This window comes from Bradyrhizobium sp. CCBAU 25360 (assembly GCF_028128695.1).
GTDB classification, from domain to species: domain Bacteria; phylum Pseudomonadota; class Alphaproteobacteria; order Rhizobiales; family Xanthobacteraceae; genus Bradyrhizobium; species Bradyrhizobium ottawaense.
This window is the reverse complement of sequence record NZ_LBJA01000041.1, coordinates 281,652-295,114: the sequence shown is the minus strand read 5'-3', so window position 1 is coordinate 295,114 and position 13,463 is coordinate 281,652. Positions and strand designations below refer to the sequence as shown.

15 protein-coding genes are annotated in these 13,463 nt (G+C 65.0%); 4 read left to right on the top strand and 11 right to left on the bottom strand.

Features of this window, described 5'->3' with window-relative positions; translation table 11 throughout:
- The first annotated feature begins 176 nt into the window (after positions 1-176).
- The 3 genes from XH81_RS23020 to XH81_RS23010 all read left to right on the top strand — a co-directional run bounded on the left by XH81_RS23020 (position 177) and on the right by XH81_RS23010 (position 2,714).
- On the top strand, positions 177-704 hold the full coding sequence (locus XH81_RS23020) for a GNAT family N-acetyltransferase (RefSeq protein WP_028139980.1): 528 nt from the start codon (positions 177-179) through the stop codon (positions 702-704).
- 82 nt (positions 705-786) lie between these two features.
- On the top strand, positions 787-2,172 hold the full coding sequence (locus XH81_RS23015) for an MATE family efflux transporter (RefSeq protein WP_028139979.1): 1,386 nt from the start codon (positions 787-789) through the stop codon (positions 2,170-2,172).
- Positions 2,173-2,279: 107 nt separating this feature from the next.
- Complete coding sequence (locus XH81_RS23010) at positions 2,280-2,714, top strand: DUF2147 domain-containing protein (RefSeq protein ID WP_271596371.1); 435 nt, start codon at positions 2,280-2,282, stop codon at positions 2,712-2,714.
- Between the two features lie 149 nt (positions 2,715-2,863).
- Here the strand turns inward: XH81_RS23010 and XH81_RS23005 are convergent, their stop codons facing one another.
- The gene (locus XH81_RS23005) at positions 2,864-4,009 is read right to left on the bottom strand and encodes a DUF3095 domain-containing protein (protein WP_028139977.1); all 1,146 of its coding nucleotides are present in this window, start codon (positions 4,007-4,009) and stop codon (positions 2,864-2,866) included.
- A gap of 240 nt (positions 4,010-4,249) precedes the next feature.
- Between XH81_RS23005 and XH81_RS23000 the strand changes: the two genes are divergently transcribed.
- A complete protein-coding gene (locus XH81_RS23000; protein WP_028139976.1) occupies positions 4,250-4,636 on the top strand; it encodes a hypothetical protein in 387 nt (128 codons plus the stop codon).
- 4 nt (positions 4,637-4,640) lie between these two features.
- Here the strand turns inward: XH81_RS23000 and XH81_RS22995 are convergent, their stop codons facing one another.
- The 10 genes from XH81_RS22995 to XH81_RS22950 form a co-directional block, all read right to left on the bottom strand.
- Positions 4,641-4,850 carry a hypothetical protein gene (locus XH81_RS22995; RefSeq protein WP_028139975.1) on the bottom strand — a complete coding sequence of 70 codons (210 nt, stop codon included), beginning with the start codon at positions 4,848-4,850 and terminating at the stop codon, positions 4,641-4,643.
- Positions 4,851-4,976: 126 nt separating this feature from the next.
- Positions 4,977-5,699 (bottom strand): SDR family NAD(P)-dependent oxidoreductase, encoded by a 723-nt coding sequence (locus XH81_RS22990; protein ID WP_028139974.1) that lies wholly within the window; start codon positions 5,697-5,699, stop codon positions 4,977-4,979.
- Positions 5,692-7,074, bottom strand: a complete 1,383-nt coding sequence (locus XH81_RS22985; protein ID WP_028139973.1) for a class I adenylate-forming enzyme family protein — start codon at positions 7,072-7,074, stop codon at positions 5,692-5,694. Before XH81_RS22985 ends, XH81_RS22990 begins: the two co-directional genes overlap by 8 nt.
- Positions 7,061-7,306, bottom strand: a complete 246-nt coding sequence (locus XH81_RS22980) for an acyl carrier protein (RefSeq protein ID WP_271596370.1) — start codon at positions 7,304-7,306, stop codon at positions 7,061-7,063. The genes XH81_RS22985 and XH81_RS22980 overlap by 14 nt, the downstream gene beginning before the upstream one ends.
- A gap of 141 nt (positions 7,307-7,447) precedes the next feature.
- Positions 7,448-9,262 (bottom strand): long-chain-acyl-CoA synthetase, encoded by a 1,815-nt coding sequence (locus XH81_RS22975; protein ID WP_028139971.1) that lies wholly within the window; start codon positions 9,260-9,262, stop codon positions 7,448-7,450.
- Positions 9,263-9,484: 222 nt separating this feature from the next.
- Positions 9,485-9,754 (bottom strand): DUF3551 domain-containing protein, encoded by a 270-nt coding sequence (locus XH81_RS22970; protein ID WP_028139970.1) that lies wholly within the window; start codon positions 9,752-9,754, stop codon positions 9,485-9,487.
- A 33-nt stretch (positions 9,755-9,787) separates the two neighbouring features.
- Entirely contained in the window at positions 9,788-10,066 is a 279-nt protein-coding gene (locus XH81_RS22965; protein WP_028139969.1) for a DUF3551 domain-containing protein, read from the bottom strand.
- 128 nt (positions 10,067-10,194) lie between these two features.
- On the bottom strand, positions 10,195-12,072 hold the full coding sequence (gene htpG / locus XH81_RS22960) for a molecular chaperone HtpG (RefSeq protein WP_028139968.1): 1,878 nt from the start codon (positions 12,070-12,072) through the stop codon (positions 10,195-10,197).
- 123 nt (positions 12,073-12,195) lie between these two features.
- Positions 12,196-12,603 (bottom strand): hypothetical protein, encoded by a 408-nt coding sequence (locus XH81_RS22955; protein ID WP_028139967.1) that lies wholly within the window; start codon positions 12,601-12,603, stop codon positions 12,196-12,198.
- Positions 12,604-12,853: 250 nt separating this feature from the next.
- Positions 12,854-13,447 (bottom strand): nuclear transport factor 2 family protein, encoded by a 594-nt coding sequence (locus XH81_RS22950; protein ID WP_028139966.1) that lies wholly within the window; start codon positions 13,445-13,447, stop codon positions 12,854-12,856.
- Positions 13,448-13,463 lie beyond the last annotated feature (16 nt).

The window sequence follows — 13,463 nt, the reverse complement described above, 5'->3', positions numbered from 1 at the left end:
CGTTAAATACCGCCAATTTGCGAAAAGGCGCGATGCCACGGCTTGGCCGGATTGCACAACTTCGCCGCACCGAGGGACATCCATCCGGGGCGGCCGCCCGCCGCAAAATATCATTGCCTTTGAACCGGTTATGACAGAACGAATGGACCGCGCAGCGTGTTGCGAGAGACAAAGCCATGAGCATCGAGATCGACATTTTGAACGGCGACGCCTCCTGGCCGATCGCGGAGCCGCTGCATCAGGCGGTCTGGGGACCGCACTTGGTCGCGCACAAGCCCTGGGCTCACATCAAATGGGCCAATGCGGACCTGCGCGTGCTGATCGAGACGCCCGAGGATGGCCTCGTCTGCCATGTCGGGATATACTTCCGCACCGTCATCTGGAACGGACAGAAGGTCCATATCGGCGGAATCGGCGGGGTCTGCACCCGCGAGGACCGGCGCGGTCGCGGCTACGCGACCGTGGCGATCGACGCGGCCGTGCACACCATCAGGGCCAACGAAGCGGTCCGGTTCGCGCTGCTGTTTTGCGAGCCACACAATTTTTCGTTCTACGAGACCCGGAGCTGGCTGCCCTTCAAGGGCGAGGTCTATTGCGAACAGCCGGAGGGGCGGATCCGCTTCACCGAGATGGCGCCCTACGTCTTCAACATCGTCCGCGCGCCGACGCTGGGCACCATCGACCTATGCGGCCTGCCGTGGTGACCCCTGCGTGGCGTGAGGGCTGCCGCAGGGGCTCGGCCATCCTATAATATGTCGATCATCATCTAAATTCCGCCCGGTGAACATGACGATCGACGCCCCCTTAGACGCCGTCCCGCCGCTTGCGCCGGTCGCCTCTCCCATCGCCAGCCTGCTGACGGCCCCGATCCTGCCGACGCTGCTGCGGCTCGCGATCCCCAACATGATCGCGATGGTCGGCAGCACTTTGGTTGCGATCGCCGAGACCTCCTATATCGGCCGGCTCGGCACCATTCCGCTCGCCGCGATCGCGCTGGTGTTTCCGTTCGCGATGCTGACGCAGATGATGAGCGCGGGCGCGATGGGCGGCGGCGTTTCGTCCGCGATCAGCCGCGCGCTCGGCGCCGGGGATCGTGACCGCGCCGCGACGCTGGCGCTGCATGCCGCCATCATCGGCCTCTGCGGCGGGCTGTTCTTCACGGTGATGATGCTCGTCTTCGGCCGTTCCTTCTTCACGCTGCTCGGCGGGCGCGATCGCGTGCTCGAGGAAGCCAGCGGCTATTCGCAGGTGCTGTTCTCCGGGGCGGTCGCGATCTGGCTCGTCAACACGCTAGCCTCGGTGATCCGCGGCACCGGCGACATGCGCCTGCCGTCGATGACGCTGATCGGGGCCAGCGTGTTGCAGATCGCGCTCGGCGGCACGCTGGGGCTCGGCCTGTTCGGCGTGAAGCCCTTCGGCATGCCGGGCGTCGCCAGCGGCCAATTGATCGCGTTCACCTGCGCCGCGATCTTCTTCCTCTGGTATCTCGCGTCCGGCCGCAGCCGGCTGCCGCTGAATATTCGCGCGTTTCATTTCGAGCGCGCGATGTTCCTGGACATCCTCAAGGTTGGTGCGGTGGCCTGCCTGTCGCCGCTCCAGACCGTGCTCACCATTTTGATCTTCACGAAGATCCTGGCCACGTTCGGCACCGAGATGCTGGCCGGCTACGGCATCGGCTCGCGGCTGGAATTCTTGTTGATCCCGATCACGTTTGCCTTCGGCATCGCCTCGGTGCCGATGGTCGGCATGGCGATGGGCGCCGGACAGGTGAAGCGCGCCCGGCGTGTGGCCTGGACCGCCGCTGCAGCTTCCGGATTGACGGTCGGCCTGATCGGCCTCGCTGTCGCGCTCGCTCCATCGCTGTGGGTCGCACTCTTCACGCGCGATTCCGGCGTCACCGCCGCCGCGCACAGCTATTTCCACTGGGCCGGCCCGACCTTCGTGTTCTTCGGCATCGGCGTGTCGCTCTACTTCTCCTCGCAAGGCGCGGCGCGCGTCGGCGGCCCTGTGCTCGCTTCCACCGCGCGGCTCTTGATCGTCGCGATCGGCGGCGTCGGCCTCATGATGACGCAGGCGCCGGCGTGGACCTTGTTCGCGCTGGTCGGCGGTGCCATGGCGGTGTTCGGCCTGTCGACTGCGGCCGCGGTCGCCTTCGCGCGCTGGGACAAATGATCGCAGGACATCGAACGAAGGCAATGAACGCAGGAATGTGATTCCAGCCTGCGTTGCACTATCCCGCCGGGCTGCTATGGAGGCGCTCCATTTTCGGGGCCTCTTCCATGACTTCCAGATTCGCTGCTCTCATCGTCCTCCTCGCTGCGCTGCTCGGCGCGACGGCCGCACATGCGCAGAGCGCCGATGGGACATGGCTCACCCAGGCGGGCGATGCGCGCGTCAAGATCAGCAAGTGCAGCGGCGGCATCTGCGGCGTCGTCGCCTGGCTGCGCGAGCCCTACGACACCGCGACCGGCCAACCCGCCACCGACAGCAAGAACCCCAATCGCGAGCTCGCCAGGCGCCCGATGATCGGCTTGCCATTGTTCAGCGGCATGCAGCCGTCCGGTCCGAACAAATGGTCCGGCCAGATCTACAGCGCCGACGACGGCAGCACTTATGCCAGCAGCATCTCCGTGACGGGAGCGGATTCGCTGCGGGTCGAAGGCTGCGTCGGCGCGCTCTGCGGCGGAGAGACCTGGACGCGGGCGGGACGGTAACCCCGCTCTCGTGTCCCGGACGCGATGCAGCGTGCAACGCTGCTTCGCAGAGCCGGGACCCAGAAAGCAGCACGGTACGATCGAGACATGGGCCCCGGCTCAGCAGCGCATCACTGCGTGCTGCGCTGCGTCCGGGGCACGAGATCGTCCTACGCCATCATCGCCTTCAGCGCCGTCGCCGCCGAGGCGTAGCCGCCTCGCGCGCCATCAATGAAGTGCACATGATCGCTGCGTAGCGCCGACGGCGTGAAGCAGGTCATCATGGCGGCATCCTGCTGGTAGAGGCCGTAGCGTACGATGCCGTCACGGGCCGCAATCGCCAGTCGGTCGCTCAGCGCGCGTTCGAGCTGCGGCGTGCAATCGAGGATCATGCGCAGGCCGTCGTCAAATTTCCTGAAGTCCGAGTTCTCGACCACCTGACGCCTGTAGACGTTTGGCACGAAGCCGCCGACGTTGAGGTCGAAACGCATGATCAGATAGACGAACAGCGTATAGGCCAGCACGGTGGCGCGGCGCGCGAGCAGCGGACCACCGCGCCTGGTACGGGCTTCGTATTCCAGCCCCTGTGGCGGCCATTTCAGCGGCGGCCCCTGCGGCGGCACCGGACGGGCGCCGTCCGGGCTGCGCTCGACGAGGTGGATGATGTCCTCGATCACCTTGCGGAAGGCGTGCGGATCGGCGCCGCGCGCCGGCATCACCAGAACCGAGAGGATCAGCCCACGTGAGGCCGGTATCACCTCGAAGCGGCAGGACAGGCCCGAGAGATCGGGCTGCGTGCCCGCCGGCGCGGCCGGGACGGCAAACTCCCCGCGCTTCATTGCGGCATCGGCGAAGGCGAGCCCGCCGCCCGAGAACATCGCGTAGGACAGGTTGGCCGACGGACCGAACCGCGCGACGCGCACGTCGAGGCCCTGCGCGCGGATGGCGCTGACCGGCACCAGCGCGACCCGCATCGTCAGATCGAGATCTTCCCGCACCCAGGTCGCGGTTGCCGCCAGCGCCTCTCGGGCAGATTCGAGATCGCCTGGCGCAACCGCAAAGCTGGCGCCGTCGCCGCCGAACACGAAGGGGAATTCGCGTCCTCCCAATGCGTTCGTCACCGCCGCGATCACGGCGGCGCCGGCCATGTTCACCGCCTTGTAGCGCTGCGCCGCGATCGCCTTGGTGGAATCGACGATATCGGCAACGCCGATGCTCCAATCGTCCGGCAGCGGCGCATAGAGCACAGGGTCCATCAGGCTGGTGAAGCCGCGGAAGACGGGAATGCCGCCATAGAAGGATTCGCCTGAGATCATCGGGAATGCCGGATGGTTGGAATGCGAAACAAATACGTGGCAGGATCGATCCGGGTTCGCCGGCCGGCGGCCCCTTTCAATCATTGGCCGAAACGGGCCAGGACAACAAGATAAGGCGACAACAAGATACGGCAGCAACAACACGAGGCCGCGTTGCAATGCCGCAGCGTGTCTTTGATCGGCATCAAGCGGCCGGTCGGGAAGAACGGCTATCGTCTTCAGCTCCAAGGGTTGCATGGGATGATCGAGGTGTCCGACTTCGGCAGCAAGGATTCCACCTCTCCGGTCCGCCGGCGCACGGGCATCGACCCGATCAGCGCGGTGAAGATGCCCGAAAGACTGACGGCAGCCGTCGATGCCTGGGCTGAAGCCCATCAACTGACCCGCTCGGATGCAATCTGCAAGCTGATCGAGCTGGGCCTGAAGGTCGCGCCCCCGGTCCTCTCCCCGGTGCACCCGATCGCATCGGACGCCGCCAGGATCGAAGAGATCGCGGTCCACGAGATCGAGACGCTGCTCGATCCGGCATTGCCCGTGGACGAACGCGACCGCCGCATCCGCCGCCTCACCGAAGGGCCGCCGGAATTTTCACACGAACGAATTGACCTGCCGAAAGACCGGACCTGAGCTGCTAATGCAGCTTCTCGTCCTGACGCTTGCGCAAACTATCGGGAGACGCATCGTGGCAGCCGACCAGGCGCACGAATTGCTGCGGGTACATTTCGTGGCCATGACCGCCGGAATTCTGGTGCGTCATCGGCGGGCAACGGGCATCGTCCGGCTTCGCGCGGGATTGCTCGGCCCGGCCCTGATTTGAAGCGGTCATGTTGGGCATGGTCATGGACTGCTCCCTGTCGATTAGGGCAGATCGATTGACGTAACCCAATCGATTGCGGGGCATCTTACGACCAAATCCGGCTGGATGTCATTGTGCCGGATCAACGCAATCGTGTCGGCGGAGTTCCGCTTAGGCTGTATTCCCCGCGTCCACGGTAAACACGGTCCCGGTGACGTTGCGGCCCCCCTCCCCCAAGAGATATTCCACCATGCGCGCGACGTCGTCCGTCTCCGGCAGGCGGCGTAGCGCGCTGCGGCCGGCGATGCGCTTGCGCGCCTCGTCGGACAGATTGTGCGTGAGCTCGGTGTCGATGAAACCCGGCGCGATCGCGTTCACGGTGATGCCAAGCTTGCCGACCTCGCGCGCGAGCGAGCGGGTGAAGCCGGTGGCGGCCGCCTTGGTTGCGCCATAGACGGACAGGCCGTTGTAGCCGGTGGTCGCGATGATCGAGGAGATGTTGACGATGCGGCCGGCGCCGTCGGCCATCATCTGCCGTGCCACATATTTGGTGAGGATGATCGGCGACAGCACGTTGAGCTGCACCAATGCCTCGATCTCGGAATTATGCATGGTGGCGAGCAGGCCTTCGGTGCCGAGGCCGGCATTGTTGACGAGGCCGTAGGTCGGGCCGAACTCGTCGCGCACGAGTTTTGCAAAAGCCGGAATGGCGTCGATCACGGCAAGGTCGCAGGCGCGGAAATGGAGGCGCCCTTCGGACTCCGCAATCGCTACCTTGAGCTCCTCGCTCTCGCGTCGGGCGGCCGCGACCACGTTGTAGCCGGCGCCGGCGAGGCGCTTGCCGATCGCGAGGCCGATGCCGCGGCTGCCGCCGGTGACGAGGACATTATGCATCGGTGCGCGCCAGTTTTCCGGCCGGGGTGACGTCGAGCGCCTCGACGAAGCGGATCACCGCCGGCACCTTGTGGGACGCGAGCTGCGCGCGGCACCGCTCCAGGATCTGGTCGCGGATCTCTTTCGCGCGCGCGGGATCGGTGCCCTCGGTGAGGATCACGTCGGAGACCACGATGCCGCCGGTGATCGGGCTCTTGCGCGATTTGGCCCGCGACATCCGCACGTCGGGATGGCGGTTGATGACCGCCTCGATCTCCTCGGGGTGAACCTTCAGCCCGCCGATATTGATGATGCCGCCGCGGCGGCCGACGAAATAATAACGCTCGCCACGCAGCTCGACGATGTCCCCGCTGTCGACAAATCCGTCGTCATCGGTGAGCGCGGCGGCATTGCGGCCGACATAGGCATGCGCGGTGCGCGTCGAACGGATACGGAGCGAGCCGTCCACCACCTTCATCTCGACGCCATTGCGATTGCCGAGATAGTCGGCCGGAAAGCCTTCCAGGCCGTCGTTGACGGCGAAGCCGACGCCGGCTTCGGTCGAGGCATAGGCATGACCGACGGAGGAGTTGGGGAATGCCGCCTTCAGCCCGTCGAGCACCGCCTGGTCGGCGATTTCACCGGAGAGGCGGACGTAAGCCGGAGCGAACTGCGCGGCCGAACCGCTCATCAGGAGCTTGCGCCAGTGCGAGGGCGTGCCGGAGATGTGCGAGACGCCGCGCGCCTTCAGCCGCGCGACGTGATCGCCGAGCGCCTCATGGGGATCGGACAGCACCATCGAGCCGCCGGAAAGCGCGGCGCGCAGGAAGATTTGCAGGCCGCCATAGCGGCGAATGTCATAGAAGGTCGCCCAGACCGGCGCCGCGCCCCGCGCGGGGCCTTCGGCAACGATCGCGCCGGTCAGCGCCTCCAGCGTGTGGCCGACGATCTTCGGCACGCCCGAGGTACCCGAGGTGAGCATCAGCCATTCCGTTCCGCGTTCGGTCTTGACCGGCGCGGTGGCTTCAGGCGGCAATTGCGCAGTGACGATGAGCGGGATGCCAGTCCCGGCCCGGCGGTCGGATTCGTCGGTCACGACGGCATCGATCCCGGCATCGGAGATCAGCGCCTCGAGATACGCCGGATTGAGATCGGGCGGGCACAGCAGCATGCGACGCGCGATGCCGTCGAGCTCGATCATGGCAAGGCCCGACCGCAGCTGGTCGGACAATTTGAGCAGCACGGAGCGGCCGGACAATTCGCGCAGGCGGCCGCCCAGGACCGTCTGCGACAGGATATCGGTCAGCGACACGCAGGTGTGCGCGTCCGACAGCGTACGGCCGGTCAGCTCCGCGCCGAGATGGTCGCGAAGCGCAAAGATCTCACGCGGGGACATTTTCGTAGGCCCGCACGAAATCGCCGATCGTGGCGGGAAACACTGCGTCCTCGGAGATGGTGAAGGGGTCGACGCCGGTCTCGTCCTCGAGGCGCGCGACCAGGATGGCGAAGGCGAGCGAGTCGAAACCCGTCTCGTGCAGCGACAGATCGTCCGAGAGCGCGGGAAGCGTGACGTGCTGCTCTTTGGCGATCTGCTGGATCGCGTCAATGACCTTAGACCTTACCGACATGGCTGGCTCGCTTTGTTATCGTTGGCGTTGCGGCGGCTCTTGCTGGCCGCCTCCCCATGGCCGCTTGTTTACCCGACAGAAGTAAATGGCTTCTTGGACAATTCAGATAAAATTGGACCTATCTGCGGATTTTGGCGCGATTTACAGCCTGATCGAGCCGTCCACGATTCGCGCATAGGCCTCCGTATCGAGCGCCACATAGGCCCCGGACTTCGGGTCTGCCATGAACAGCGGATCGGAGATCGCGGCGGGATCGAAGCCCTCCCGTGCGAGCTCGCCCTTCTTCTGCTTGAACGTCTCGGTCGCATCGATCTCGCTGGAGACGCGAATGAAGACGGGCCGTGCGTAGGCCGGCAGCCGCTGCGCGAGATGTGCGGGCAATGCCGCGATGTCAAAGCCCTCGTTGACGACGATCACGCTCATGCCGGCGCGGCCGTCGGCGCCGGGGACGCTGACGCCGTAGGTGGTGGCATCGACCACGCCGGTGAAATCGCGCATCGCGTCGTTCACCTCCGAGGTCGCGACGTTCTCACCCTTCCAGCGGAACGTGTCCCCGATCCGATCGACGAAATGGAAGAAGCCCTTGTCATCGATCCGCATCAGATCGCCGGTGCGGAACCAGGCATCGCCCCTGGCAAAGACATCGCGAAGAACCTTCTTCTCGGTCTCGCCGGGGTCGGTGTAGCCCTCGAACCGGCCGCCGCCTTCATTGGCGGTGCCGATGCGGCCGATGGCTTCGCCGGCCTCGCCGCGGGCGCAGGCGAGGCAAAACCCCTCTTCGTTGCGCAGCGGCGCGCCGCTGTCGGGATCGAGCTTGACGAGATTGGCAGGGAAGCGATGCGCCAGCAGCGGCGGGATGCGACCGATCGCGCCCGGCTGCCCCTCGACGTTGAACAGCGAGAAATTGCCTTCCGTCGCCGCATAGAATTCGAGGATGCGCGGAATGGCGAAGCGCGCCTGAAAGTCTTCCCAGATGTCACCGCGCAGGCCGTTGCCGCAGACGAGGCGGAGACGATGCCGGTTCTCATATTCCGACGGCGCCGCCTTGAGCAGATAACGGCAGAGCTCGCCGATATATTGAAACAACGTGCAGTCATGGCGCACGATGTCGGACCAGAAATGCGAGGCCGAGAATTTCTCCGCGATCACCACCGAGCCGCCGGCAGCGAGCATGCTGCAGGGCGCGACGATGCCGCCGACCGAGTGAAACAGCGGCAGGCAATCGTAGAGCCGGTCTTGCGGGCTCGCGCCGGTGAGGCCGGCGAACCAAAGGCCCCAATTGAGAATGCGGCGGTGGCTGATGCTGGCAGCCTTCGGCAGGCCAGTGGTGCCTGAGGTGTAGATCAATAGCGCGCGATCATCGATGGTGACCTCGCCGTGCTCCTCCGGCGACAAAGGAGCATCGTCCAGCGCCGCAAGGGCGACGTCGATGGCGCGCTCGCTGCGGGCATCGCCATGCGTCCAGACCTTGGCCTGCGTCTTCAGATGCGGCGTTGCGCTCTCCAGCATCTCCGTCAGCTCATGCGCAACGATGATATGCGAGGGCTTTGCCACATCGAGGCAATGCGCGAGCGACTGCCCCACCAGCTTGGTATTGAGCAGCGCCGCCACACCGCCGATCCGGCTGATGCCGAGCCAGGCCGCGACATAATCGATGCCGTTCGGCATGATCAAGGCGACCGCATCACCCTTGACCACGCCGGCCGAGCGCGCCCAGCGCGCGTAGCGGTTGATGCGCTTCGACAGGCCTTCATAGTCGAGACTTGCGTCGTCCGTGACCAGCGCGACGCGGTCGGGCTGGCGTTGCGCCCAATCGTCGATGACGTCCGCGAACAGACGTCCCGGCAGCGTCTCGATCCGCGCCGTGAGCTCGATGGCCTTCAGCCATATCTTTGAAGCCGAAGGCGCGCGCGCGACTTTTTGTCGTTCGATGACACCGGTGGTCATGCCGTTGATTCTTTCGGGCCGCCTGCTGACATCAGGCAATCTAGCCCCCGCGCCCTGCCCAGGTGTTAAGAGACAAGGTAAAACTCTGTTAGGGCGCGGTTAACTCTAGTGATCCTTTACCGCCGCACGGCAACGCCGGTGAGTTCGGCGGCATGGTGACGGCCGAGACCGATCGCACTGGCCCAAGGTGGTCGAGCTGTGGGGGCAGGAAGGAGATGCGCGCTGCCGACGCTAGCCGCTACGCCTGTAGCGCAAGTGCGGCGGCGGCGCGTGAACCGGATAATACGGATTGAGATCGCAGATCGCGGATCGGCCATAAGCAGTGGCGCGGCACTGGGGCAACGAGGTGAAGGAGCAGTCGTACCACTCCCCGCCTCCCCCGTTCGCACCTGAATAAACGTGCATGCAGACGGGATAGCGCGGATCAAAAGTCTGCGCATGCGACGGCGCGGCTGCGAGCACCGCGCCCACCATCACGACCATTCCGAACGAGAAGCGCATAAACAGTGTTCCGGTGCGTTGCATCGCAGATCGCTATTGCTGTTTCTTGTGACGCCGGCGCGGCGGCGGCTGGTCGAAGGCGTAGTAGGGATTGACGTCGCAGCTGGCCGAGCGGCCCGACGCGGTCGCGCGGCACTGCGGCAGCGAGGTGAAAGAGCAGTCGAAATAATCGCCGCCGCCACCGCCGAAGCCGCCGCCGGGCGTGTAAACGTGCATGCACACCGGGTAGCGCGGATCATAGGTCTGGGCGCTGGCATCCGCCGCGACGAACAGCGTGGCAATCGCGGTGAGGGTCAAAATCGACAGGCGCATGGACTTAGTCCTCGAATCGACGGCGTCGTCGGATCTGATGCCGACGGCCTCGTATGGCATAACACCAGGCCGGAGACGACTGTTCCTAGGGACAGATGACGGCAAGGTGAGCGCCGCGGGCTGCGGCGCTAGGCGTCGAGCCCCTGCAGCACCAGCCGGTTCAGCCTCGCCGCAAACGCGGCGGGATCCTCCGGCAGTTCACCGTCCAGGATCTGCGCCTGCTCGAGCAGGAGCAGGCTGAGATCGTCGACCGCCTTCGAGCCGGCTTGCGCCTTGGCGATCGCGCCCACCATCGGATGGCGCAGATTGATCTCCAGGATCGGCTTGGTCTTCATGCCGCGGTTTTGCTGCGACAGGATGCGCTCGAGCTCGCGGCTCGGGCCCTGGCTGTCGGCGACGAGGCAGGAGGCCGAGCTGGTGAGGCGCGTCGAGGCCTTGACGTCGCTGACACGCTCGCCGAGCGCGGCCTTGATCACGGCGATGGTGGCCGCTTCATCCGCCTCGGGCTCGTCCTTCTTTGCCTCGTCCTTGTCATCGACGCGCGGAATCAGGTCGAGATTGAGATCGCCCTGGCTCAGTGACTTCAGCGGCTTGCCGTCGAACTCCGACGGCATCGAGGTCCAGAACGCATCGACGGGATCGGACAGCAGCAGCACCTCGATGCCGCGCGCGGTCGCAGCCTCCAGCCGCGGATTGGATTTCAGTCGCTCGATGCTGTCGCCGACGAGATAATAGATCTCGGTCTGGTTCGGCTTGAAATCGGCGATGACCTGCTTCAGCGACCGCTTCTCGCCCGACGTCGTGGTGAAGCGCGACAGTGCCAGCAGCTTTTCGCGCCGCTCGAAATCCTCGTAAATGCCTTCCTTGAGCACCGCACCGAAGGCGTCCCAGATCCTGGCAAAGTTCTCCGGATCCTTCTCGGCGAGGCTTTCGAGCTCCGACACGACCCGGGTCGCCACCGCTTTCCGGATCTGCGCCAGCTGTGGATTGTTCTGCAGCATCTCGCGGGAGATGTTGAGCGGGAGATCCTCGCTGTCGACGACACCTCGGATGAAGCGCAGATAGCCCGGCAACAGATCAGCATCGTCGGTGATGAAGACACGGCGGACGTAAAGCTTCACCCGGCCCTTGCGGTTCGGCTCGAACAAATCGAACGGCTTGGTCGAGGGCGCGAACAGCAGTACGGCGTAGGAGTAGCGGCCCTCGGCGCGGTAATGCAGCGTCATCGCGGGATCGTCGAAAGCCGAGGCGATCTGCTGATAGGCCTTCTTGTAGTCGTCGGCGGTCAGCTCGGATTTCGAGCGTTGCCACAACGCGCTGGCCGAATTGATCTGGCGCGGCTCGCCCTCTTCCGGCACCAGCTCGATCGGGAACAGGATGTTGTCGGAATAGGCACCGACGATGCGCTCGATCTCAAAGCTCTCGAGATATTTCTTGGCGTCGTCCTTCAGGTGCAGGACGATCTCGGTGCCGCGCGTCACGCGGGCGGCCTCCTCGTCGCCGGCACGGGCGATCTCGAAACCGGAGCCGCCGGAGGACATCCAGGTCCAGACGTCGCTTTCGCCGGCGCGGCGGCTGACCACGACGATCTTGTCGGCGACCATGAAGGCGGAATAGAAGCCGACGCCGAACTGGCCAATCAGGCCGAGGCCGTCCTTGGCCTCCTTCAGCTTCGACACGAACGCCTTGGTGCCGGAGCGGGCGATGGTGCCGAGATGGTCGATCAGCTCCTGCCGCTCCATGCCGATGCCGTTGTCGGCGATCGTGAGCGTCCCGGCCGCCTTGTTCGGGATGATGCGGATCTTGAGCGCGTCGCCCTCGCCGAGCAGCGAAGGACTTGCGATCGCCTCATAGCGCAGCTTGTCGCAGGCGTCCGAGGCATTGGAGACGAGCTCGCGCAGAAAGATATCGGTCTCGGAATAGACGGAGTGCACCATCAGGTGCAGAAGCTCGGAAACCTCGGCCTGGAAGGGCTGCGTATGCACAGCCGTGTCTGACGTCGTCATGCGTTTACCCGGTCAATACGAAGGGGAAGAAACCCGGGATATAACGCGAGCGTAGAGGGGATCAAGTGGACGTGAAGAATCGCCCTCCGGGCGGGAGGACGATCTGTCCAGTGCCTAGGCGGATCAGGTCACGCAGCGGCCGGGCTGGAGCAGCTTTGCGACCTCGGTCAGGGAGCTGACCATCGGCTCGCAGGCGATCGTCGGCCGGTTGCGCACCTTCTTCTGGTTCTGGAGCAGCGCCGGCGGCTTGGCATTGCCGGTTTCGATCACGGCGGGGACCCGCAGCAGCACCGAGGTGTCGGCGAGGTCGTTCAGCCGCATCGAGACGGTGCGGGTTGGAACTGCTGCCTGCTTGATCTCGGCGAGCCGGTCGGCCTTGCCGGTACGATTGACGTTGTGGCCGGGCTTGTCGGCCTTGTCGGCGACCGCCTGCCAGCGGTCCGCCAGATCATGGCCCGAGGCCAGCTGCACGGCACCGAGCGTCGCAGCCACGGCGACGGCACTCAAAAATACCTTATGAATCTGTGACATGGCTGTCGGTCCCTCGCCCCATGGCGATCACGGGAACAACGCCGGGGAAGGATCAGGGGTTCTCAGCGGTTACGATCACTTAACCGTGTGCGACAAATGCGACAACGTGCACAAAATATTCCGCGAGGGGTGGAACGACTTTCGCAGACAGGAGTCGTCTCAACAGCCGGCTATTCCCCCCTGCCCCATAAGCCGGCGACGTAGGGCGCGACTGTGGTGATGCCAGTCGCGCCTTACTTTTTTCTGGGGTTCACTTCCCCGCCAGCCACTCCCGCCCTTCGCCATAGAGCTTCTCGACCTCGGGTCCGATCAGCCCCGGCATGTCGCGCTTGACCTTGTAGCCGATCAGCTCCTGCATGTAGGCGAGGTGGCGATAGCCTTCGGGCAGCCCGGCGAGCGCTGTCTGATCGAGACGGAGCGTCGCGGCGGGATCGACCGGGTCGATCCGATCCTTTTCATAAATCGGCTGGCGGCGGACGATGCCCCATTTTCCCTGCCGCTTTTCCAGGAAATCGTAGAAGCGCCCGGTGCAGACGACGTCGCAAACGACGTCGTGCACCGGGGCACGCTGCGAAATCGTCATCTTGGTCTGCGCGATGGCCCGTTCGCCTGCGAGGTCGATGCTGGTGCCGCCGAGGAAATGCAGGATGCGAACGCCCCTGGCAAATCCCTCCTGGCTGACGCGCATGAAATCCCGCGCCGGCCCCTGAAACCAGGTGGCGGACATCCAGCCCTCTTCGTGCCAGACCGTGGCAAAGCGCTCCCAGTCGCCGGCATCGCGCCACACCGCCCAGTTCTCGACGAGGTCGCGGATGGCGAGGCGATCGAGGAGTTGCTGGTCCATGGGCACATCTCCGGCT